Raw genomic sequence first — 23161 nt, forward strand, 5'->3', positions numbered from 1 at the left:
TCGTCGGCGGGGCTGGCAGGCGTACGGTTGCCGTGACCTTGATTGGCATCAAGGTTTGGCGATCGGGCGAGGCATAGGATCGTTTGTCCCCCCACGCGAACCCAGAGTTTTGCCATGTCCGCCCCCAATCCCGACGTCGCCGGCACCGCCTTCGACCGCCGCGCGCTTGCCGATTTCCGCAGCCTGGCCGGCCGCATCGACGGCAACGGCCCCCGCTATACCTCCTACCCCACCGCCGACCGCTTCCACAACGAGATCGGCGACGCCGGCTACCTGCGCGCGCTGCAGGACTGCCGCGCCAACGCGCCGGCCCCGCTCTCGCTCTACCTGCACATCCCGTTCTGCGAAAACATCTGCTACTACTGCGGCTGCAACAAGATCATCACCAAGGATCACAGCCGCAGCGCGCAGTACGTCGACTATCTGGCGCGCGAAATGGCGATGGTGGCCGGCCGGCTCGGCCAGCGCCGCGCGGTGATGCAGTCGCACTGGGGCGGGGGCACGCCGACGTTCCTGGACCCGGACGAGATGCGCCGCGTCATGGCGGCGCTGCGCGAGCACTTCGACCTGCTGCCCGAGGGCGAACACTCGATCGAGATCGATCCGCGCCGCGTGACCGACGCGCGGATGGACCTGCTGGCCGAACTCGGCTTCAACCGGATCAGCCTGGGCGTGCAGGACTTCGACCCCGAGGTGCAGCAGGCCGTCCACCGCGTGCAGTCGTACGAGGAAACGCGCAACATCGTGCTGGCCGCGCGGCGGCTGGGATTCCAGTCGGTCAGCGTGGACCTGATCTACGGCCTGCCGCACCAGACCACGGCACGCTTTGCGGCCACGGTGGATCGCGTGCTCGACCTGCGCCCCGACCGGCTGTCGGTCTACAGCTACGCCCATCTGCCGCACGTGTTCAAGCCGCAGCGCCGCATCGATGCCGCGACGCTGCCGCCGGCCGCCGAGAAGCTCGACATCCTGGTGTCGACCATCGAGCGGCTGACCGCCGCAGGCTACGTCTACATCGGCATGGATCACTTTGCGCTGCCCGACGACGACCTGGCCGTGGCCCAGCGCGAGGGCTGGCTGCAGCGCAACTTCCAGGGCTATGCCACCCATGCCGGCTACGACCAGATCGGGCTCGGCGTGTCGGCCATTGGCGCCGTGGCGGGCCACTATGTCCAGAACGCCCGCACGACCGATGCCTACTACGCCGCGCTCGATGCCGGCCGGCTGCCCATCGTGCGCGGGCTGGAAATGACCGCCGACGACCACCTGCGCAAGGCGATCATCGGCGCGCTGATGTGCAACGGCACGCTGGACATCGCCATGGTGGAGGCCGAGCACGGCATCGACTTCGCATCGACGTTCGCGGCCGAGCTGGCCGACCTGGACACGCTGGCCGCCGACCACCTGGTGCGCCGCACGCCCGAACGGATCGAGATCACGCCGCTGGGCCGCCTGCTGGTGCGCCGCGTGGCAATGGTGTTCGACCGCTACCTGCGCGAGGACGCGGCCCGGCCGCAGCCGGCCCCGGCGGCAAACGATGGCAAGGTGATTCCGCTGGTGCGCTACTCGCGCGTGGTCTGAGCCTCACCGTCAGGCCAGGACTGTCCGGCCCCACAAGCAAAAAGCCCGCGATGAATCGCGGGCTTTTTCGTTCCGGAGCGGCAGGCTTGGCCGCTGAACCGGGGGCTTGGTTCGCAGCTTACTTCGCGGCGTTGGCCATGTAGTCCGACGCGGCGATCACGTCGGCATCGGGGCCGGCGTATCCGCCCTTGGGCGGCATCACGCCCTTGCCCTTGAGCGCGTAGTTGTGGACGACGTCCATGCCTTCCTTGAGGCGCGGCGCCCAGGCGGCCTTGTCGCCAAACTTCGGCGCACCGGCCACGCCAGCCGCGTGGCAGGCGGCGCAGACCTGTTCGTAGACTTTCTTGCCGGTCTCGGCCGATGCCACGGCCGGTGCGGCGGCTGCAGCCGGTGCGGCAGCAGGGGCTGCCGGCGCGGCGGCGGCGGGAGCGGCGGGAGCCGGGGCCGCAGCGGCGGCCGGGGCCGATGCCGCCGGTGCGGAGGCAGCCGCCTGCGCGGTGGCGCCCTGGGCCGGTGCGGCCGGCTCGGGGAACTTGGCACCGCCGGCGTCGGCCATGTAGACCACGGCGCGCGCCAGTTCGTAATCGCTCATGTCGTCGGGCGAGGTGCCGGCGCGGGCGGGCATCGCGCCCTTGCCTTGCAGCACGGCCTTGAGCAGGCCGTCGAAACCCTGGCCGATACGCGCCGTCCAGTCGCCGGCCACGCCGTACTTCGGCGCGCCCGCGGCACCCGTGGCGTGGCAGGCCGCGCACACTTCCTTGTAGACCTGCTCGCCGGTCTTGAACACGCGCGGCGCGTTGGGATCCTTGATTTCCAGCGAGGCCACCGGCGCGATACGCCCGTTCACGGCTTCCGCGCTGAACGCGGTGCCGTCCCCGTCACGGGTGCCGTGGCCGACAAAATTGACAAGCAGGATGATGACGATGATCGGCACCAGAAAGGCGGCGATCACCACGGCAATTAGTTGCTTAGGGGTCTTGATTGGCGACTCGTGGTGGTCGTTTTGATGGACGTCACTCATACAGAACTCTCGATTTTGCGGGAAACCTGGTGCACAGCACGTGGGGGCGGCTTGCTTGTCTGGCCCTGTTTTCGGGGATGAATCTGTCGGTCTTTGCGTCCGGGGCTGTCTCCACCCCGCTCGCGTCTCTGTTACGACGCAAATAGCTGCCGATTATAGACCCAAGACTTCGGCACAGGGGCCAAATGCGACGGCTCAGAGACCTGTGGAAACCCCGACCCCGCCGGCCCCGGCCCATCCCGCATGGACGCCGGCGGACAACTCGGGTATCCTATGCGACTTTCCGACGCCGGCACTCGCCGGAGTCAACGCCGTACACATCGCGCCCGTAGCTCAATGGATAGAGTACTGCCCTCCGAAGGCAGGGGTTGCTGGTTCGATCCCAGCCGGGCGCGCCAAGTCCTTCCTGGTTTTCCTCCTCCGTCGTTTCCCCCTCGATCGTCCCGCCACGCAGGCCGGCCGCCCCATGTCTCGCGTCCGCCGCCTCACGGTTGCAACCTTTCGTGCCGATCCGGGTGACGCGGCCAGCGGCTGCCGCGGGCCAACGTTGATGCGAGGCCGCTTGCCGGCCGCTGGCGCGTGCCTTGCATCGACGCTCCTTCGCCCATCGGATTCCGATGCAGAAGGGGAGGACCTGCCATGCCCACGCTTTCCGCCGATCATCTCGACATGCTGCGCCACGCCGTGCGCGGCAAGGTGCTGCTGCCGCAAGACGCCGGGTACGACGTCGCACGCACCGTCTGGAACGCCACGGTGGACCGACGGCCCGCGGTCATCGTGCAGTGCACCGGCACCGCCGACGTCATCCAGGCCGTCAACTTCGCGCGCGACCATGGCCTGACGCTGGCCGTGCGCGGGGGCGGGCACAACATCGCCGGCAGCGCGATCTGCAACAACGGGCTGGTGGTCGACCTGTCCCAGCTACGCAGCGTCCACGTCGATCCGCAGGACAACGTGGCGTGGGTCAGTCCGGGCGCCACGCTGGGCGATTTCGACCACGAGGCCCAGGCGCTGGGGCTGGCCACGCCGCTCGGCATCAACTCCACCACGGGCGTGGCCGGGCTGACGCTCGGCGGCGGCTTTGGCTGGCTGACGCGCCAGTACGGCATGACGGTGGACAACCTGCTGGGCTGCGAGGTGGTGACGGCCGACGGCCAGCGCCGCTGGGCCGATGCCAACCACGAGCCCGAGCTGTTCTGGGCGCTGCGCGGCGGCGGGGGCAACTTCGGCGTGGTCACGCTGTTCCAGTTCCGGCTGCACCGGGTGGGGCCGATGGTCACGGCCGGGCTGATCGTCTTCCCGGCGGTGGAGGGCAAGTCGGTGCTGCGGCAATATCGCGCGTACACGGAATCGGCGATGCCGGACGACATGAACGTCTGGGTCGTGCTGCGCAAGGCGCCGCCGCTGCCGTTCCTGCCGTCGTCGGCCCACGGCGCCAACGTGGTGGTGCTGGCGGTGTTCCATGCCGGCGATCCGGGCGCGGCCGCGCGGGCCATCGACCCGCTGCGCGGCTTTGGCCAGGCCATCGGCGAGCACGTGGGCCCGATGCCCTACACGGCCTGGCAGCAGGCGTTCGACCCGCTGCTCACGCCGGGCGCCCGCAACTACTGGAAATCGCACAACTTCACGCGGCTGGACGATGCCGCCATCGACCTGATGACCGACTACGCCGCGCGCGGCCCGTCGGCCAATGCGGAGATCTTCATCGGGCAGGTGGGCGGGGTGGCCAACCGCGTGGCGCCGGACGCCACCGCGTACCACCACCGCGACGCGCGCTATGTGATGAACGTGCACTCGCGCTGGGACCGCGCGGACGAGGACGCCACCTGCATCGGCTGGGCGCGCGACTTCTTCAACGCCTCGGCGCCGTACGCCACGGGCGGGGTCTACGTGAACTTCATGACCGAGGATGAGACCGCGCGCGTCAACGCGGCCTACGGCCACAACTTCGACCGACTGGCACGCGCCAAGCGCACCTACGATCCGCAGAACCTGTTCTGCACCAACCAGAACATCCAGCCGGCGCCCTGACGGCCGGCGGGCGGGCGTGCCGGAGACCATCCGGCACACTCGGGGCGGCCATGCGTTGCTATGATGCGGCGCATGGCCGACGACCTGTTCATTCCCCACCACGAGTACGAGATCACCGCCATCCGCGCGCAGGGCGCGGGCGGGCAGAACATCAACAAGGTGTCCAACGCCGTGCACCTGCGGTTCGACGTGCGGATGTCGTCGCTGGCCGCCGACCACAAGGACCGGCTGCTGGCGCTGCATGACCACCGCATCACGCGCGACGGCGTGATCGTCATCAAGGCCCAGCAGCATCGCAGCCTGGAGATGAACCGCGAGGAAGCCGTGCGCCGGCTGCACGACCTGGTGCGCAGCGTGGCCGAGCCGCCGCGCGTGCGGCGCGCCACGCGGCCCACGCGGGCGTCGAAGGTGCGCCGGGTGGACGCCAAGGTCCAGCGCGGCCAGATCAAGGCGCTGCGCGGCCGGGTGACCGACTGAGCGCCCGGCGCAAATCCGAACAAAGATTTCAAACGCCCGGCGCGGGGGCGGGACAATGCGGCGGCGGGCGGGCATGCTGTGGAGCCACGCGCCCGTCCGCCCACGACCAGGAATGCCCCCAGCCATGTCATCCGTCCCCGCCCCCGACGCCCTCGAACCGATTCCGCGCGATCCGGGCTGGCCCATCGTCGGCAACCTGTTCCAGATCACGCCGGGCGAGGTCGGCCAGCACCTGCTGGCGCGCAGCCGGCATCACCAGGGCATCTTCGAACTCGATTTCGCGGGCCGGCGCGTGCCGTTCGTGTCGTCGGTGGCGCTGGCGGCCGAGGTCTGCGACCCGGCCCGCTTTCGCAAGATCATCGGCCCGCCGCTGTCGTACCTGCGCGACATGGCCGGCGACGGCCTGTTCACGGCCCACAGCGACGAGCCCAACTGGGGCTGCGCGCACCGCATCCTGATGCCGGCGTTCAGCCAGCGCGCGATGAAGGGCTATTTCGACGTGATGCTGCGCGTGGCCAACCGGCTCGTCGACAAATGGGACCGCAACGGCCCCGACGCCGACATCGCCGTGGCCGACGACATGACGCGGCTGACGCTCGACACCATCGCGCTGGCCGGCTTCGGCTACGACTTCCGGTCGTTCGCCAGCGACGCGCCGGACCCGTTCATCGTGGCGATGGTCGGCGCGCTCGAAGAGGCCATGCGCAAGCTCACGCGACTGCCGATCCAGGACCGCTTCATGGGCCGCGCGCACCGGCGCTTCGCCGACGACGTGGCGACCATGCGCAACCTCGTGGACGACGTGATCCGCCAGCGGCGCGCCACGCCCCGGCCCGGCATGGACCTGCTGAACCTGATGCTGGAGGCGCGCGACCCCGAGACCGACCGCCAGCTCGACGACGCCAACATCCGCAACCAGGTCATCACGTTCCTGATTGCCGGCCACGAGACCACCAGCGGCCTGCTGACCTTCACGCTGTACGAACTGCTGCGCAACCCGGCCGTGCTGGCCCAGGCCTACGCCGAAGTGGATGCCGTGCTGCCCGGCGATGCGCCGCCCGTCCATGCCGACCTGGCGCGCATGCCGGTGCTGGACCGCGTGCTCAAGGAAACGCTGCGCCTCTGGCCCACCGCGCCAGCCTTTGCGGTGGCGCCGTTCGAGGACGTCGTGCTCGGCGGCCGCTACCGGCTGCGCCAGAACCGGCGGATCTCGGTGGTGCTTACCGCGCTGCACCGCGACCCGGCGGTCTGGGACAACCCCGAGCGGTTCGACATCGACCGCTTCCTGCCCGAGCACGAGGCAAAGCTGCCCGCCCATGCCTACCTGCCGTTCGGGCACGGCGAGCGCGCCTGCATCGGCCGGCAGTTCGCGCTGACCGAGGCCAAGCTCGCGCTGGCGCTGATGCTGCGCAACTTTGCGTTCCACGACCCCTACGACTACCAGTTCCGGCTCAAGGAAACGCTGACCATCAAGCCCGACAACCTGGTGCTGCGCGCGCGCCGGCGGCGTCCGCACGAGCGCATCGCCGCGCCGGCCGCCACGCCGGCCGTGACCGATGCGGCGCAGGCCGACGTGCGCGGCCACGGGCAGCCCATGGCGGTGCTCTGCGCGTCGAGCCTGGGCACCGCGCGCGAGCTGGCCGAGCAGATTCACGGCGGCGCGGTGGCGGCGGGCTTCGACGCCACGCTGGCCGACCTGGACGATGTGGCCGACGCGCTGCCCACATCGGGCCTGCTCGTTGTGGTGGCCGCCACCTACAACGGCCACGCGCCCGATTCGGGCCGGCGCTTCGAGGCCATGCTCGACGCGGGCGGCGCCGACGGCTATCGCGCGGACGGCCTGCGGCTGGCGCTGCTGGGCTGCGGCAATTCGCAGTGGGCGACGTACCAGGCGTTTCCGCGCCGCGTGTTCGACGTCTTCACGCAGGCCGGCGCGGTGCCGCTGCTGCCGCGCGGCGAGGCCGACGGCAATGGCGATTTCGACCAGGCGGCCGAGCGCTGGCTGGCCGCGCTCTGGCAGGCGCTGCAGGCCGACGGCGCCGGCGCGGGCGGCATCGGGGTGGATGTCGACGTGCGCAGCGTGGCGGCGATCCGCGCGGACACGCTGCCGGCCGGCACCCGGACCTTCACGGTGCTGGCCAACGAGGAATTGGTCGGCGACCCGGCCGGGCTGTGGGATTTTGCCGTCGAGCCGCCGCGCACGTCCACGCGCGCCATTCGCCTGCAACTGCCGCCGGGCATGACCTACGAGACCGGCGATCACGTGGCGGTCTGGCCCCGCAACGCGGACGCCCTGGTGGATGACCTGTGCGCCCGGCTGGACCTCGATGCCGACGCGATGGTCACGCTGTCCGCCCCGCATGGCACCGGACGCGGGCTGCCGATCGGCCAGCCGCTGCCGCTGCGGCAACTGCTGACGCATTTCGTCGAACTGCAGGACGTGGTGTCGCGCCAGACGCTGCGCGCGCTGGCGCAGGCCACGCGCTGCCCGGCCACGCGCGCGGCGCTGGAACGGCTGGCATCGGACGATGAGGCCGACGGCTACGCCACGCAGGTGGCGGCCCGCCGCCTGAACCTGTGCGACGTGCTGGCGGCCCATCCGGCCGTCACGCCGACGCTGCCGCAACTGCTGGCGTGCACGGTGCCAATGCGGCCGCGGTTCTATTCGATCGCGTCGTCGCCGCGCGTATCGCCGGACGTGGCGACGCTGCTGGTGGGTACGGTGTGGGCGCCGGCGCTGTCGGGGCGCGGCCAGTTCCGGGGCGTGGCGTCCACGTGGCTGCAGGGGCTGGCGCCCGGCGCGACGGTGTCGGCGTCCATCCGCACGCCGAACCCGCCGTTCGCGCCGCTGGCCGATCCGTCGGCGCCGATGCTGCTGGTCGGGCCCGGTACCGGCATCGCGCCGTTCCGGGGCTTCCTGGAAGAACGCGCGGCCGAGCAGGCGGCCGGCCAGCGCGTGACGCCGGTGCAGCTCTACTTCGGCTGCCGGCATCCGCGCCACGACTGGCTGTTTCACGACGAGATTGCCCGATGGGCGGCGGCGGGCGTGGCCGAGGTGCACACCGCGTATTCGGTGGTGCCCGGCGCGGCGCGCTACGTGCAGGACCTGCTCTGGCAGCGCCGCGCCCAGGTCTGGACGCAGTTGCAGGCGGGCGCCACGGTCTATGTCTGCGGCGATGGCCGCCGCATGGCGCCGGCCGTGCGGCAGACGCTGATCGACATCGGCGCGGACCAGGGCGGCATGGCGCCCGAGGGCGCGTCCGACTGGTTCGCGGCCCTGGTCCGGCAGGGCCGGTACCGGCAGGACGTGTTCAACTGAACCCGTCCCGCGCGGCGCCTGCCGGTCAGCGTGCGTTCTGCAGCGCGGCGATGCGGGCTTCGATCGGCGGATGGCTGGAGAACAGCGCCAGCCACGACTTGCCGCCCGAGATGCCCATGGCCTGCATGTTCTGCGGCAGGCCGTCGGCGTCCAGGCCGCCCAGGCGGCGCAGCGCGGCCACCATCGGCGTCGGGGTGCCCATCAGGCCGGCCGCGCCGGCGTCCGCGCGGTACTCGCGGTGGCGCGAGAACGCGGCCACGATGATGCTGGCCAGGATGCCGAACACGATCTCGCAGATCACCACGGTGATCATGTAGCCGATGCCGGGGCCGCTCGATTCCTCGTCGTTGCGGCGCAGCCACGAATCGACGAAGTAGCCGACCACGCGCGCCATGAAGATCACGAACGTGTTCACCACGCCCTGGATCAGCGTCAGCGTGACCATGTCGCCGTTGGCCACGTGGGCCACCTCGTGCGCCAGCACGGCTTCCACCTCGTCATGCGACATCGATTGCAGCAGCCCCGTGGACACCGCCACGAGCGAGCTGTTCTTCGACGCGCCCGTGGCAAAGGCGTTGGGTTCGCCATCGTAGATGGCCACTTCGGGCATCGGCAGGCCGGCGCGCGTGGCCAGCTTTTCCACGGTCTGCATCAGCCACAGCTCCGTGCTGGTGCTCGGATGCGTGATGACCTGCGCGCCGGTGGACCACTTGGCGATGGTCTTGGACATCAGCAGCGAGATGAACGAGCCGCCAAAGCCCATCACCGCCGCAAAGGCCAGCAGCATGCCAAGGTTCAGCCCGTTGGCGGTCAGGAATCGGTTCACGCCCAGCAGGCTGGCCGTGATACTGAGGACGAGCATGACGGCGAGGTTGGTCGCCAGGAACAGGAAGATGCGTTTCATGGTTGTGGGGCAATACGGGTAAAGGCGCGGCCGTGGCCGCAGGGGCGCGCGGCACGCGATGCGCGTGCCAGGCGTTCAGGGCAGGCGCGGGCCGCCAGGGCGCGCGCGAGACGGGTCAGCCGCGCGGCGGGCGCGGCGGCAGGGGCAGGTCGGGATCGGGCAGCGCCGCGGCGGCATAGCGCGGCACGGTGCCGCGCGCGCCCGACGTTGCCACGCGGGGCAGCGGCGCCGGCAGCAACTGCTCGGCAAAATCGGCGCCCGGCGGGGTCGGCTCGGCAGTGTCGCCGGGCAGGGAAGGGTCGGGAGCGTCCGGCGCGGCATCGGCGTAACCGGCCACATCGGCAAGCGCGGCCAGGTCGGCCGGGTGGGCAAGGTCGGTCCGTTCTGCGCCGGCGGCTGCCGGCGCGACGGTCACCGTGTGCGCCGCGCGCGCCATCCCGGCCACTGATGCGGACGCGCCCATGCCCGCCCACGCCTGCAGCGGCAGGAAGGCAAGCAGCACGATCATCATCAGGAATCGAAACGGGTGCACGGGGGCGGGTGACGCGGAAGACCAAAAAACGATGCGCCGATTCTACAGGATGGCGCGCGGGCCGGCAGGGCGGGGCGGGGCCCGCACTATCCGACGATTCTCATATGGGGCGATGGCCGGGCGGCACAAGGCCCGGCCTGGCTGGCCGCGTCGCCGCCAGACCCTGCGCGCGGCCGGGTTTTGCGCGCTGCGGCAGACAGGTCTACACTGCCGCTTAACCCTGTAGTCACTACAGAGATAGCGGCACGGCGCGCGTCACGGCGGCCGGCCATCGCGGAGATTGACCATGCGAATCGGCGAACTGTCGCGCCATAGCGGCTGCGACGTGGAAACCATCCGGTATTACGAGCGCGAGGGCCTGCTGGACGCCCCGCAGCGCGAGGACAACGGCTATCGCCGCTATGGCGACAGCCACCTTGTGCAGCTCAACTTCGTGCGGCATTGCCGCTCGCTCGGCATGACGCTGGCCGACGTGCGGCGGCTGCGCGATTTCCAGCGCAATCCGTCGCTGGCCTGCGACGACATCAACACGCTGCTGGACCGCCAGATCGAACAGATCCACGCGCAGCGCGTGGCGCTGGAAGCACTTGAAGTCCAGCTTCGGGCGCTGCGCCATACCTGCGAGAACCCCGACCCGCACCCGGCCAGCGAGTGCGGCATCCTGCAAAACCTGCAGCAGGCGGCCGAGGGCGCCGGCTGCGAATGCCATCCGCGGCACTAGCACCCGGCCCGCCGCCGCCGCGCCGGGCCTGTGCTAGCATGGCCGTTCGCGTCACCCATGACGCTCCTTCGCTACCCAGAACATTCTCATGATGTCTCGCCACCTTCCGTCCGCCGTACTGGCCCGGGTCCGCTCCATGCGGCCGGCCCGCGCGCGCATGGCGGTGGCGCAGCCCATCACCGCCAGCCGCCGGATCGACGCCCCGCTTGATCCCGCCCGGTCCCGGCCTGACCGCCCCCACGCCTGAACGGCACGGGTCCGGCGCCGAACCGGGCCCCAGCCACCCCGCATCGCCGCTGTAGAACCGCCGCGCGCCTGCGCGCTGGCGCCGACCGATTTTTCCCTGGCTGCCGTCCGCGTCGCCCCGACGCCACGCCGCCGCTTTTGCGAGACACCCGTCATGGCAAAGACCCAGAACCCGACCCTCTACCTGACCGAACTCGACGTGACGCGCCTGGAAGGCATTGCCAGCCGCGCCGGCACCGCCGAACTCGACGAGATGCTCGACGCGCTGCTGGCCCGCGCGGCCATCGTGTCGCCCGACGCCATCCCCAAAGACGTCGTGACGATGAACTCGCGCGTCGTCTGCACGCTGGAGGGCGAGCCCGCGCCGCGTGAGTGGACACTGGCTTACCCCGACGACGCCGACCTGTCCGCCGGCCGGCTGTCGGTGCTGTCCCCGATCGGTCAGGCGCTGCTTGGCGCCCGCGCCGGCAAGACGGTGGACTACCGGCTGCCCAACGGCAGCGCCCAGCGCGTGACCATCGTCAGCATCGCATTCCAGCCGGAGGCCAGCGGGCAGTTCACGCTGTGAGGCTGGTTGGGCTGGCCGGCATGGTTGGCCTGTATCCGGCGATGTCTTGCTGCCCCTCTCACCGCAGCGCGGGAGAAGGGCCGGGGGTGAGGGCGTTGAGGTTCTGCTTGCCGACCTGTCGCGGATTGGACCGCTGGCCCTCTCCCCCAACCCCTCTCCCGCGCGCGGGAGAGGGGATCTGAACCAACGGCCCTTCCCGACCTCTTCCCCGTAGACCGCCTCTTCCCCCTAGACCGCCTCCCCGTACCGCCCGGTAGGTGGCCCATTCCGCTCCGCAGAATGACGGCCGCTTTTCCATTTGGCCGGCTACCCCTACCGTTCGTCCACAGACCCAGCGTTTCACGGCGTGCAACGCACCATTCGTCGCAGCGGTATTTCTCGTAGAACTACGAGCCACTAACCTTCACTCCGTGCTCGCATCGCTACACAGAGAGCGTCGGCGGGCAGCAGTCGGCAGCACCCATAACAAGTCGTAAATCAGTTGAAGGAGTCCCAGATGAACGCCAAACGTTTCGTTGGCGGCGCCCTCGTGCTCGCCGCGTTTGCCGCGTCGGCAGCGATTGCCGCGCCCGCCGCCACCAAGAAGGTCGGCAAGTTCGACGTGTATGCCGACGCCGCGCGCACCGGCAAGTTCGACACGTTCAGTGAAGGTTCGAAGATCAGCAAGTACGACACCTTCACGGACGGCGCCCGCCAGGGCTCGTTCGACACGTTCAGCGAAGGTGCCCGCACCGGCAAGTTCGACAGCTTCAGCGAAGGCTCGCGCGCGTTCAGCGGCGAGATCTCGGGCTCGGCGCTGGACAACGCACGCAACGGCGACCTGTACGGCTATAAGGTCTGATGACCCGTCAGCCGGCCAGAACGCAAATCGGCGGCCCCGTTCCACACGCTGGCCGCCGATCCTGATTTCCGGTTTCTCTCCCACCTGCGCGACCGACCTCCTCCTTCTCTCTCACGTCGCGCAGGTGATTTTTGCCCCGCCCCGGTTTTCTCCCCTGGTCGTTCCCCTGAATTCCTAAAGCTGCTTTTGCGCGAACGTGTCGCATTTGCGGATGTCGCCGCTCGTCAGCCCCTGCCGCAGCCAGCGCACGCGCTGTTCGCTGGAGCCGTGCGTGAAGGCTTCGGGCACCACATAGCCCTGCGACTGCCGCTGCAGCCGGTCGTCGCCGATGGCCGCCGCCGCCTTCAGCCCTTCCTCGATGTCGCCCGGCTCCAGTAGCTGCTGGTTCATCTTCTGCGCCGTGGCGGCCCAGACACCGGCCAGGCAGTCGGCCTGCAGCTCCATGCGTACCGAAAGCTGGTTGGCCTGTGCCTCGCCCATGCGGCGGCGCGCCGCGTCGACCTTGCCCGACACGCCCAGCAGGTTCTGGATATGGTGGCCCACCTCGTGCGCAATCACGTACGCCTGCGCAAAGTCGCCGCTGGCGCCAAAGCGCTGGCGTAGTTCGTTGTAGAACGACAGGTCGATGTAGACCTTCTGGTCGGCCGGGCAGTAGAACGGACCCATGGCCGACTGCCCCGTGCCGCAGGCCGTCGGCGTGGCGCCCGAGAACAGCACCAGCGTGGGCGCCGCGTAGCGCCGGTTCAGGTCGGTCTCGAAAATGTGCGACCACGTGCGCTCGGTGTTGCCAAGCACCTTGCGCGTGAAGACGGTCAGCTCGTCGGTGGCCGGGGCGCGCTGGGCCTGCGATGACGGCGCCGGCTGCTGCTGCACGTTGGACGCGCCGCCCAGGATCAGCATCGGGTCGATGCCGAAGAAGTAGGACGCCGCCAGCGCGATGACGACGGTGCCGATGCCGATCGACTTGCCGCCCAGCGGGAAGCCGCCCCCGCCAAAGCCGCCCCCGCGGCGATCTTCCACGTTCTGGCTTTCGGCTTCGTCGTCGAGACGCATTTGGGGGCTCCGTCGGGTTTGTTAGGGGTGTCCGAGGGAGTATAGCAACGGGGCACGGGGCGCCGGATGCCGGGCTGGCCCGGCCCGTCGCCCCCTCGCCCCCGGTCAGACCGCCGCGGCCGCCGGCGACCTGCCCAGCGCCAGCGCGCCCACTTCCGTGCCCACCTCGGCCACGCGCAGCAGGTTGGTGGTGCCGCCCTGGCCGAACGGCATGCCGGCGGCGATGGTGATCTGGTCACCGGGCGACGCGTAGCCTTCCACCAGCGCGGCGCGCGCGGCGGCCTCCACCATTTCGTCCACGCTCTGCACGTCGGGGCTCACGGTGGAATGCACGCCCCAGGCAATGGCCAGCCGGCGGGCGATGTCCAGGTTCGGCGTGATGCTGACGATGGGCGCGCCCGGCCGCTCGCGCGCGGCGCGCAGCGCGGTGGCGCCCGACGACGTGTAGGTGACCGTGGCCCGCGCGCCGATGATGTGCGTGACCTCGCGCAGCGCGGCACAGATGGCGTCCTGGCGCGTGGACAGCGGCACCTCGTGCTGCGCATCGATCATGTTGCGGTACAGCGGGTCGCGCTCCACTTCGGTGATGATGCGGTCCATCATCGACACGGCCGGCACCGGATGGCGCCCGTTGGCCGATTCGGCCGACAGCATCACGGCGTCGGCGCCGTCGTAGATGGCGCTGGCCACGTCCGACGCCTCGGCGCGCGTGGGCACCGGCGAGTCGATCATCGACTCCAGCATCTGCGTGGCGATCACCACCGGCTTGCCGAGCTGGCGGCAGATGCGCAGGATGCGCTTCTGCACGCCGGGCACGCGCTCGGGCGGCAGTTCCACGCCAAGGTCGCCGCGCGCGACCATCACGGCGTCGGAGACACGCACGATTTCCTCCAGCTGCTGCAGTGCGGCCGGCTTCTCGATCTTCGACAGCACGCCGGCGCGCGTGCCGATGATCTCGCGCGCCTCCACGATGTCCGACGGCCGCTGCACGAACGACAGCGCAATCCAGTCGGCGCCCAGTTCCAGCGCGAAAGCCAGGTCGCGGCGGTCCTTGTCGGTCAGCGCCGGGATCGGGATCACCGCGTCGGGCACGTTCACGCCCTTGCGGTCGGACAGCGTGCCGTTGTTGGCCACGCGCGTGATGATGCTGCCGCTGGACACCGACTCGATGTTCAGCCGCACCTTGCCGTCGTCGATCAGCAGCGACTGGCCCGCGCTGGCGGCCTTGAACAGTTCCGGGTGCGGCAGGTGCACGCGCGTGCCGTCGCCGGGCGTGGGGTCGCTGTCGAGCACGAACGGGTCGCCGGCGCGCACGGCCACCTTGCCGGCCGCGAACGTGCCGATGCGCAGCTTCGGGCCCTGCAGGTCCGCCAGGATCGCGATCGGGCGGCCGGTTTCGGCCTCTACCTGGCGCACGGCGTCGTAGCGGGCGCGGTGGTCCTCGTGGTTGCCGTGGCTGAAGTTCAGCCGGAACACGTCGGCGCCGGCATCGAACAACTGGCGGATGACCGCGATGTCCGAGCTGGCCGGGCCCAGGGTGGCGACGATCTTGGCTTTGCGCTGGCGTCTCATGTGTGTCTCCTTCTCCATCCTCTTTTATGCGGGGGCGCGCGTCGGTCAGACGATCAGGATCGCGCGGAAATCGTTGACGTTGGTGCGGGTCGGGCCGGTGACGATCAGGTCGTCGAGCCCGGCAAAGAACCCGTAGCCGTCGTTGTTGTCCAGGTGCGCCCGGGCCGACAGGCCGCGCGCGGCGGCGCGGGTCAGCGTGTCGGGGTCCAGCAGCGCGCCGGCGTTGTCTTCGGAGCCGTCGATGCCGTCGGTGTCGCCCGCGATGGCGTGCACGCCGGGCAGGCCGTCCAGCGCCACGGCCAGCGCCAGCAGGAATTCGGCATTGCGGCCGCCGCGGCCGTTGCCGCGCACCGTGACCGTGGTCTCGCCGCCGGACAGGATCACGCACGGCCGCTGGAACGGCTGGCCGTGCGACGCCACCTGCCGGGCGATGGCGGCGTGCACCTCGGCCACGTCGCGGGCCTCGCCCTCGATGCTGTCGGACAGGATGTGCGCGGTCAGGCCCAGCTCGCGGGCGCGCGCGGCGGCGGCTTCCAGCGACTGCTGGGCACTGGCCAGCGTGGCACTGCGGTGGCCGTCGAAGCGCGGGTCGCCGGGCTTGGGCGTCTCGCCGGCGCCCGATTCCAGATGGGCGCGCACTGCGGCCGGCACCTCGATGCCGTACTTGGCGATGACTGCGAGCGCGTCGGCGCAGGTGGTGGCATCGGGCAGCGTCGGGCCGCTGGCGATCAGCGTCGGGTCGTCGCCGGGGATATCGGAAATCAGCAGCGTTTCCACGCGCGCCGGGGCACACGCCAGCGCCAGCCGGCCGCCCTTGAGCGCCGACAGGTGCTTGCGTACGCAGTTCATCTCGCCGATGCTGGCGCCGCTGCGCAGCAGCGCCTTGTTCACGGCCTGCTTGTCGGCCAGCGTCAGCCCCTGCGCGGGCGCGGCCAGCAGCGCCGAACCGCCGCCCGAGATCAGGCACAGCACGAGGTCGTCGGCGGTCAGCCCCTGCACCATCTGCACCATGCGCTGCGCGGCCTGCTGGCCGGCGGCGTCCGGCACCGGGTGCGCGGCCTCCACCATCCCGATGCGCCGGCACGCGGCGCCGTGGCCGTAGCGCGTGACGACCAGGCCCGACAGTTCGCCCTGCCAGTGCGATTCCACGGCCTGCGCCATCGCGGCGGCGGCCTTGCCGGCGCCGATCACGACCGTGCGGCCACGCGGGGGCTGCGGCAGGTGCGGCGGCAGGCAGTGGCTGGCGCTCACGGCTGCGACGGCCGTGTCGAACAGGTCGCGCAGCAGCGCGCGGGCCTGCGCGGGGTGGCGGTAATCGGGCGGCCGCTGGGGTGACAGCAGCGCGGCATTGGCGTCGGTGGCGAACATGCGGGTCCTGGAAGGCGGGTGCGGAAAAACGGGGCCACCGCCCGGCGCGGGCGGCAGCGGTGCGGCTTACTTCGCGTTCTTGGCGATTTCGTGATTCGACATGATCTCGATCGCACGGCACAGCGCCGAGTGATCCTGCTTGCCGAAACCGTTGGCCGCGCACGTGTTGAACAGTTCCTGCGCGGTGGCGGTGTTCGGCAGCGCCACGCCCAGCGCCTTGGCACCCTGCAGCGCCAGGTTCAGGTCCTTCTGGTGCAGTTCGATGCGGAAGCCCGGGTCGAAGGTGCGCTTGACCATGCGCTCGCCGTGAACTTCAAGAATCCGCGATGCCGCGAAGCCGCCCATCAGCGCCTGGCGCACCTTGGCCGGGTCCGCGCCGGCCTTCGATGCAAACAGCAGCGCCTCGGACACGGCCTGGATGTTCAGCGCCACGATGATCTGGTTGGCCACCTTGGTGGTCTGGCCGTCGCCATTGCCGCCCACGAGCGTGATGTTCTTGCCCATCAGTTCGAACAGCGGCTTGACCTCGTCGAATGCCTCCGACGGGCCGCCCACCATGATCGTCAGCGACGCGGCCTTGGCGCCCACTTCGCCGCCCGACACCGGGGCGTCCAGGTACGACGCGCCGAGCTTGTTGATGCGCGCCGCGAAATCCTTGGTGGCGATCGGCGAGATCGAGCTCATGTCGACGACGATCTTGCCGTAGGTGGCATCCTTGCCGGCGGCCTTGTACGCGGCGGCCACGCCCTTGTCGGCGAACAGCACGGCCTCGACGTGCGGGGTGTCCGGCACCATGACGATGACGATGTCGGCGCGCTTGGCCACTTCCTCGGCGCTCGTGCAGACCGTCACGCCGGCATCGACCAGCGCCTGGGGCGCCGGGTTCACGTCATGCACGAACAGCGTATGCCCGGCAGCGCGCAGATGGCCCGCCATCGGCGCACCCATGATGCCCAGGCCGATAAAGCCGATGTTTCGTTGATTTGCCATGTTTGTCTCCGGTGGATGAATGAAATGGATGTCGGTTTGTGTCTTGTTTTCTCCCTTCTCCCGCATGCGGGAGAGGGGCCGGGGGAGAGGGCCGGCGGTTCAGGTTGCCAAGGTCGGCAAGCAGAACCGCGTTGCCCTCACCCCCAACCCCTCTCCCACTGCGCGGGAGAGGGGAGCGAGAAGCGGGGGCTCCCACACCATGGGAAACCGGCGCAACAAGCCAGCGCCGCTCAGACCCCGTGCGCCTTGCGCCAGCCCAGGCCTTCCTCGGTGGCTGTCTTCGGCTTGTATTCGCAGCCGATCCAGCCGTCGTAGCCGATCTCGTCAAGGAAGCGGAACAGGTACTGGTAGTTGATCTCGCCGGTGCCGGGCTCGTTGCGGCCGGGGTTGTCGGCCAGTTGCACGTGGCGGATCTTCGGCAGGTTGGCGCGGATCGTGTTGGCGATCTCGCCCTCCATGCGCTGCATGTGATAGATGTCGTACTGCACGTACAGGTTCGGCGCGTTGACTTGGCCGATCAGGTCCACGGCCTGCCGCGTGCCGGACAGGTAGAAGCCGGGGATGTCGAACGTGTTGATCGGCTCGACCAGCAGGTCGATCTGCTCGCGGGCCAGCGCGCCGGCCGCGAAGCGCAGGTTCTCCACCAGCGTCTCGCCGGCCTGCTCGCGGCGCACGTTGGGCGGCACGATGCCGACCAGGCAGTTCAACTGGCGCACGCCCAGCACCTTGGCGTACTTGATGGCCTCGCCCACGCCGTCCTGGAACTCGCCCACGCGGTCCGGATGGCAGGCAATGCCGCGCTCGCCCGCATCCCACTTGCCGGCCGGCAGGTTGTGCAGCACCAGGTCGAGCTGAAAGCGGTTCAGGCGGTCGGCGATCTGGTCGGCGTGGAACGCGTACGGGAACAGGAACTCCACGCCGCGAAAGCCGGCGCGGGCGGCGGCCTCGAAGCGGTCCAGGAATCCCACCTCGTTGAACAGCATCGTCAGGTTGGCTGCGAGCTTTGGCATTGTGTTGTCTCTCTCGGTGTCTGGGGAAAAAGCACCGCACCTGCCCGCAAGGGGGCGGGGCAGGGGCGGCTTGCTGCGGAAAACTCGTGGAATGACGACTGCCGCGAAACTCAAGCGGTGGCGGTTTCCTCGGCCAGGATGGCCTCGTCGGCGTCCTCGATGTCCTCGATCGGCTCGAACTCGTTGATGTTGTCGATCTCGGTGCCCATCGCGATGTTGGTCACGCGTTCCAGGATCACCTCCACCACCACCGGCACCGAGAACTCGGCCATCAGGTCGCGCGCCTCGGCAAAGGCCGGGGCGATGTCCTCGGGCTTGAACACGCGGATCGCCTTGCAGCCCAGCCCTTCCACCACCTTGACGTGGTCCACGCCGTAGCCTTCCAGCTCGGGCGCGTTGACGTTGTCGAAGGCCAGCTGCACGCAGTAGTCCATCTCGAAGTTGCGCTGCGCCTGGCGGATCAGGCCCAGGTACGAGTTGTTCACCACCACGTGGATGTACGGCACCTTGAACTGCGCGGCCACGGCCAGTTCCTCGATCATGAACTGGAAGTCATAGTCGCCCGAGATGGCCACCACGTCCGAATCGGGCGAGGCGGTCTTCACGCCGATGGCGGCCGGGATGGTCCAGCCCAGCGGGCCGGCCTGGCCGCAGTTGATCCAGTGGCGCGGCTGGTTCACGGACAGGAACTGCGCGGCGGCGATCTGCGACAGGCCGATCGTCGTCACGTAGCGCACGTCGCGCGGGAAGTACTGGTTCATCTCGCGGTACACGCGCTGCGGCTTGACCGGCACGTTGTCGAAGTCGCTCTTGCGCTTCATGGTGCGGCGGCGCTTCTGCACGTCGGCCACCCAGCCCTTGCGGCACGGCAGGCGGCCGGCCATCTTCATCTCGCGCGCCACCTCGACGAACAGCTCCAGCGCGGCCTTGGCGTCGGACACGATGCCCAGGTCCGGCCCGAACACGCGGCCGATCTGCGTGGGCTCGATGTCCACGTGCACGAACTTGCGGCCCTTGGTGTAGACGTCGATGCTGCCCGTGTGGCGGTTGGCCCAGCGGTTGCCGATGCCCATCACGAAGTCCGACGCCAGCAGCGTGGCGTTGCCGTAGCGGTGCGACGTCTGCAGCCCGACCATGCCGGCCTGCAGCGGGTGGTCGTCGGCCAGCACGCCCCAGCCCATCAGCGTGGGCACCACGGGCACGTTGACCAGCTCGGCAAACTCCACCAGCAGTGCATTGGCGTTGGCGTTGATCACGCCGCCGCCGCAGACGATCAGCGGGCGCTCGGCCTGGTTCAGCATCGCGATGGCCTTTTCGATCTGCGCGCGCGACGCGGCCGGCTTGTACGGCTGCAGCGGCTGGTAGGTCTCGGGATCGAACTCGATCTCGGCCACCTGCACGTCGAACGGCAGGTCGATCAGCACCGGACCGGGACGGCCCGAGCGCATCAGGTGGAACGCCTGCTGGAACACCTGCGGCACCAGCGCCGGCTCGCGCACGGTCACGGCCCACTTGGTCACCGGCTTGGCGATCGACTCGATGTCGACGGCCTGGAAGTCTTCCTTGTACAGCCGCGCGCGCGGCGCCTGGCCGGTGACGCAGAGGATGGGGATCGAATCGGCCCAGGCCGAGTACAGGCCGGTAATCATGTCGGTGCCGGCCGGGCCCGAGGTGCCCACGCACAGGCCGATGTTGCCGGGTTCGGCCCGGGTGTAGCCCTCGGCCATGTGCGACGCGCCCTCCACGTGGCGCGCCAGCAGGTGCTTGATCGAACCGGCCTTGCGCATGGCCGAGTAGAACGGATTGATCGCGGCGCCGGGCACGCCGAACGCGGTGGTGATGCCTTCCTTTTCCAGCACGGCAATGGCCGCGTCGACTGCTCTCATTTTCGGCATGTCTCTCTCCAGTACGCTCAAAAACAATGGGTGGGATTCGTTCTGGCGTTGATGCTATGCCGCTGCAGCCTGTGGATAAACGGAAGGGGGATCAGTTGATTCGATACGTGGGGTTTGCAATGGCAGCGGGACTGATGGAGATTTATGGCGCTTTGCGCACTTCCCGTTTGGGCAATTACCGCAAGGTTTGCTCCCCTCTCCCGCCATCGGAAGACGGGCCGGGGGAGGGGGCCCGCCGCCCAACCCGCGACACGACCCATTCCAGGCCAACCCCACCCCAGACCAAAAGAGGGTCACCCCGCACTATCGCGCGCAAGGGGCTCGGGCCAGAATAGCGGGTTTGGAATTGCCATCGCCTTGCCATGTACACGCGGCTGCCCACCACCTTCGAACTGATGGAAGCGCTCCAGACGGCGCCGGCCCAGAAGCGGCCCGACAGCCGGCTGGGCGCGGTGCTGTGGGCCGGCTTCGTGCTGGCGCTGGTGCCCACGCTGGTGGCCGGCGGGGCGCTGGTCTGGTGGCACCAGGTCCTGCTCCAGCCGCCACCGGGCTGGTTGCCGCAGGCGTTCCACATCCTGCTGGCGGTCAGCGGCGTGTTCTACGTGGCGGCATGGCTGGCGCGGCTGCTGGGCGGGCGCGAGGTGTGGCGGCATCCGCGGCACTGGCTGTCGCGCCGGGTCGATAGCCAGAACGAGGTCGAGAACGCGCTGCTGCGGCGGCTGGGCCGGATTCCAGCGCTGCAATTGCGCGCGCGGCAGCGGCGCATCCTGCTGCAGGCCCGCATCTGGGAAGGCAGCGCCCGTACGGTGGCGCTGGTGCTGGCGCTGGTCCCGGCCGCCGTGGTGCTGGCCGACGGCATGGCCGTGGTCAAGCCGGGCCACGCGCCGGCCGTGGTGGCCATCTACGGCGTGGTGCTGGTGCTGGGCGCGGCGCTGGCGCTGTTCGCCCAGCTGCAGTGCAGCGCGCCGCTGCGGCGGCTGGCCTACGTGCTGGGCGAGGCGGCCGAGATCAGCGAGAAACTGGCCCGCTAGGGCCGGGCGGGCCTCAGTCCATGGCCGCCCGCGCATGGGCGGCATCGCCGGGCGGGCATACCGCATGGCGGCGCCAATGCCTCACAATGTGGCGGCAGGAGACAAATGGCGTTATGGACAAACTCAAACAAATCGAAGCATTCATCGCCGTGGTCGAGCACGGCAGCATGGCGGCCGCGGCACTGACGCAGAACGTCACGCCGGTCATGATCGGCCGGCGGATCAACGCGCTGGAGGCGCGCATCGGCGTGAAGCTGCTGCACCGGTCCACGCGGCGCATCGTGGTGACGGAGCAGGGCGCCGCGTTCATGGAACAGTGCAAGAAGGCGCTGTCCGACCTGGACCGGGCCGAGATGCTGATCGCCGAAGGCAAGCACAAGGCCACCGGGCACCTGATCGTGTCGGCGCCGGCCGCGTTCGGGCGCAAGCACGTGGCGCCGCACGCGCCGGCCTTCCTGGCGGCCAACCCCGAAGTCCAGATCTCGTTCAACCTGACCGACCGCGTGGTGGACCTGGTGCGCGAGGGCTACGACCTGGGCATCCGCATCGGCGGCGCCATCGATCCCAACTTCGTGGCGATCAAGCTGGCGACCAACAAGCGCGTGGTCTGCGGCACGCCGGCCTACTTTGCGCGCCACGGCGTGCCCCACACGCTGGAAGACCTGGAAAAGCACAACTGCCTGGCGTTCAACCTGCAGGGCGGCCAGCAGCGCGGCTGGTACTTCCAGCAGAACGGCAAGACCGTGACCGTGCGCGTGCGCGGCAACCTGGACTGCAACGACGGCGAACTGCTGCACCGCTGGACCGGCGAGAGCCTGGGGCTGGGCTGGCGGTCGACCTGGGAAATCCTGCCGCAGCTGGAGAGCGGCGAGCTGATCACGGTGCTCGACGAGTTCGCGCTGCCCGACTACGACATCCTGGCCGTGTACCCGCAGCAGCGCCCGGTGCCGGCCAAGATCCGCTTCTTCATCGAGCACCTGAAGCAGGCGTTCGGCAAGCCCGGGTACTGGACCGAGCGCGACAGCAGCTGGACGCCGGGCAGCACGCGCCGGCATGGGAACGGATAGCTGTCGGGTATCGGATATGGGGTATCGGGAAAGGGGAAGGGGGATGGGCGCCCGGCCGGAACCGGACGCCCGAAAGAAAAAGCCCGCAGCCATTGCGGTCTGCGGGCAGTCCTTCTTGCGAAGGACGGGGAGAGCTCATGAAGTGCGCCCCCGCAACTCCATGGCGAGAGGAATGATGCGCCTCCCACCCCGTCCTCGTCCTTGATGACGATCAAGCCGATCGCACTGTCCTAGGCCAGCAGCGCGGCCACGAGGTCCTTGCCGCGCGCGGCGGCCGGGGCTTCCTCGAAATGCAGCGCGCTTTCCACGTGGTTCAGGTGCTCCACCATCAGCGCCACGGCGCGGTCGGCGTCGCCGGCCTTGGCGGCGTCGATGAACGCGCGATGCTCGTCCGACGAGCACGTGGCATCGCGACGGCTCTGATAGAGCATCGTGATCACGGCGCTGCGCATCGACAGCTCGCGCATGATTTCGGTCAGCACGTTGTTGCCCGCCACTTCGGCCAGCACGATATGAAAGTCGCCCAGCAGCCGCGTGCGCGTCTGCGCGTCGTTGCCGGCCAGCGACTTGCGCTCGGCCACCAGGTGCTTCTCGATCCGCTTGTAGTCGGCCGCCGTGGCGCGGGCGACGAACTCGCGCGCCAGCGCGGCCTCCAGGATGCGGCGCACGGCAAAGACCTCGCGCGCTTCCTCGGCGCTGGGCTTGGCCACGAAGGCGCCCTTGTCCGGCACGATCTGGATGACCTTGTCCTTGGACAACATCAGCAGCGCCGCGCGTACCTTCGTCCGGCTCACGCGGTACACGCTGGCCAGCGCTTCCTCGCGCAGCTTGGTGCCGGGCGGCAGACGGTGCGAGACGATGGCGGCGACGATGTCGTCGGCAATCGCCTCGGCGGTCATGTCGGGATCGATATGCTCGGGCATGGTGAGCGCGC

Annotated in this window: 19 protein-coding genes and 1 tRNA gene; 10 read left to right on the forward strand and 10 right to left on the reverse strand. The window is 69.6% G+C overall.

Translation table 11 applies throughout. From position 1 onward, the window contains the following. The first annotated feature begins 114 nt into the window (after positions 1-114). Positions 115-1581: an oxygen-independent coproporphyrinogen III oxidase gene (gene hemN, locus EHF44_RS06090; RefSeq protein WP_124682931.1), complete on the forward strand. Its 1467-nt coding sequence runs from the start codon at positions 115-117 to the stop codon at positions 1579-1581. Positions 1582-1699: 118 nt separating this feature from the next. Here the strand turns inward: hemN and EHF44_RS06095 are convergent, their stop codons facing one another. Then, positions 1700-2602, reverse strand: coding sequence for a c-type cytochrome (locus tag EHF44_RS06095; protein WP_124682932.1), 903 nt, complete (start codon positions 2600-2602; stop codon positions 1700-1702). Between the two features lie 322 nt (positions 2603-2924). Here EHF44_RS06095 and EHF44_RS06100 point away from each other — a divergent pair. The 4 genes from EHF44_RS06100 (at position 2925) to EHF44_RS06115 (ending at position 8429) form a co-directional block, all read left to right on the forward strand. After that, positions 2925-3000, forward strand: a tRNA-Arg gene (locus EHF44_RS06100). 241 nt (positions 3001-3241) lie between these two features. Beyond that, a complete protein-coding gene (locus EHF44_RS06105; RefSeq protein WP_124682933.1) occupies positions 3242-4633 on the forward strand; it encodes an FAD-binding oxidoreductase in 1392 nt (463 codons plus the stop codon). Positions 4634-4705: 72 nt separating this feature from the next. Next, positions 4706-5110 (forward strand): alternative ribosome rescue aminoacyl-tRNA hydrolase ArfB, encoded by a 405-nt coding sequence (arfB, locus tag EHF44_RS06110; protein ID WP_124682934.1) that lies wholly within the window; start codon positions 4706-4708, stop codon positions 5108-5110. Between the two features lie 124 nt (positions 5111-5234). Further along, complete coding sequence (locus EHF44_RS06115; RefSeq protein WP_437340317.1) at positions 5235-8429, forward strand: bifunctional cytochrome P450/NADPH--P450 reductase; 3195 nt, start codon at positions 5235-5237, stop codon at positions 8427-8429. Between the two features lie 25 nt (positions 8430-8454). Here the strand turns inward: EHF44_RS06115 and htpX are convergent, their stop codons facing one another. Both htpX and EHF44_RS06125 read right to left on the reverse strand, forming a co-directional pair. Further along, positions 8455-9333: a protease HtpX gene (gene htpX, locus EHF44_RS06120; protein WP_124682936.1), complete on the reverse strand. Its 879-nt coding sequence runs from the start codon at positions 9331-9333 to the stop codon at positions 8455-8457. Positions 9334-9448: 115 nt separating this feature from the next. Continuing rightward, positions 9449-9844: a hypothetical protein gene (locus EHF44_RS06125; protein WP_253699992.1), complete on the reverse strand. Its 396-nt coding sequence runs from the start codon at positions 9842-9844 to the stop codon at positions 9449-9451. Positions 9845-10151: 307 nt separating this feature from the next. Between EHF44_RS06125 and EHF44_RS06130 the strand changes: the two genes are divergently transcribed. The 3 genes from EHF44_RS06130 (at position 10152) to EHF44_RS06140 (ending at position 12241) form a co-directional block, all read left to right on the forward strand. Continuing rightward, a complete protein-coding gene (locus EHF44_RS06130) occupies positions 10152-10586 on the forward strand; it encodes a Cd(II)/Pb(II)-responsive transcriptional regulator (protein ID WP_124682937.1) in 435 nt (144 codons plus the stop codon). A gap of 400 nt (positions 10587-10986) precedes the next feature. Then, positions 10987-11400, forward strand: a complete 414-nt coding sequence (gene rnk / locus EHF44_RS06135; protein ID WP_124682938.1) for a nucleoside diphosphate kinase regulator — start codon at positions 10987-10989, stop codon at positions 11398-11400. A 496-nt stretch (positions 11401-11896) separates the two neighbouring features. Continuing rightward, positions 11897-12241 (forward strand): hypothetical protein, encoded by a 345-nt coding sequence (locus EHF44_RS06140; RefSeq protein ID WP_124682939.1) that lies wholly within the window; start codon positions 11897-11899, stop codon positions 12239-12241. Between the two features lie 174 nt (positions 12242-12415). On the opposite strand, the gene ypfJ is transcribed toward EHF44_RS06140, so the two are convergent. The 6 genes from ypfJ to gcl form a co-directional block, all read right to left on the reverse strand. Next, the gene (gene ypfJ / locus EHF44_RS06145; protein ID WP_124682940.1) at positions 12416-13294 is read right to left on the reverse strand and encodes a KPN_02809 family neutral zinc metallopeptidase; all 879 of its coding nucleotides are present in this window, start codon (positions 13292-13294) and stop codon (positions 12416-12418) included. Between the two features lie 105 nt (positions 13295-13399). Further along, positions 13400-14866 carry a pyruvate kinase gene (gene pyk / locus EHF44_RS06150; RefSeq protein WP_124682941.1) on the reverse strand — a complete coding sequence of 489 codons (1467 nt, stop codon included), beginning with the start codon at positions 14864-14866 and terminating at the stop codon, positions 13400-13402. A 45-nt stretch (positions 14867-14911) separates the two neighbouring features. Further along, positions 14912-16234: a glycerate kinase type-2 family protein gene (locus EHF44_RS06155; RefSeq protein WP_124682942.1), complete on the reverse strand. Its 1323-nt coding sequence runs from the start codon at positions 16232-16234 to the stop codon at positions 14912-14914. 66 nt (positions 16235-16300) lie between these two features. Beyond that, a complete protein-coding gene (glxR, locus tag EHF44_RS06160; RefSeq protein ID WP_124682943.1) occupies positions 16301-17224 on the reverse strand; it encodes a 2-hydroxy-3-oxopropionate reductase in 924 nt (307 codons plus the stop codon). A gap of 230 nt (positions 17225-17454) precedes the next feature. Further along, positions 17455-18234, reverse strand: coding sequence for a hydroxypyruvate isomerase (gene hyi, locus EHF44_RS06165; RefSeq protein ID WP_124682944.1), 780 nt, complete (start codon positions 18232-18234; stop codon positions 17455-17457). Between the two features lie 110 nt (positions 18235-18344). Then, the gene (gene gcl, locus EHF44_RS06170) at positions 18345-20129 is read right to left on the reverse strand and encodes a glyoxylate carboligase (protein WP_124682945.1); all 1785 of its coding nucleotides are present in this window, start codon (positions 20127-20129) and stop codon (positions 18345-18347) included. A 362-nt stretch (positions 20130-20491) separates the two neighbouring features. Between gcl and EHF44_RS06175 the strand changes: the two genes are divergently transcribed. Both EHF44_RS06175 and EHF44_RS06180 read left to right on the forward strand, forming a co-directional pair. Next, positions 20492-21160 (forward strand): hypothetical protein, encoded by a 669-nt coding sequence (locus EHF44_RS06175; protein WP_124682946.1) that lies wholly within the window; start codon positions 20492-20494, stop codon positions 21158-21160. A 113-nt stretch (positions 21161-21273) separates the two neighbouring features. Beyond that, positions 21274-22227 (forward strand): LysR family transcriptional regulator, encoded by a 954-nt coding sequence (locus EHF44_RS06180; RefSeq protein WP_124682947.1) that lies wholly within the window; start codon positions 21274-21276, stop codon positions 22225-22227. A gap of 230 nt (positions 22228-22457) precedes the next feature. Here the strand turns inward: EHF44_RS06180 and EHF44_RS06185 are convergent, their stop codons facing one another. After that, positions 22458-23150, reverse strand: coding sequence for a GntR family transcriptional regulator (locus EHF44_RS06185; protein ID WP_124682948.1), 693 nt, complete (start codon positions 23148-23150; stop codon positions 22458-22460). Between the last annotated feature and the right edge of the window lie 11 nt (positions 23151-23161).

Origin of the sequence: Cupriavidus pauculus (genome assembly GCF_003854935.1) — a bacterium.
GTDB classification, from domain to species: domain Bacteria; phylum Pseudomonadota; class Gammaproteobacteria; order Burkholderiales; family Burkholderiaceae; genus Cupriavidus; species Cupriavidus pauculus_C.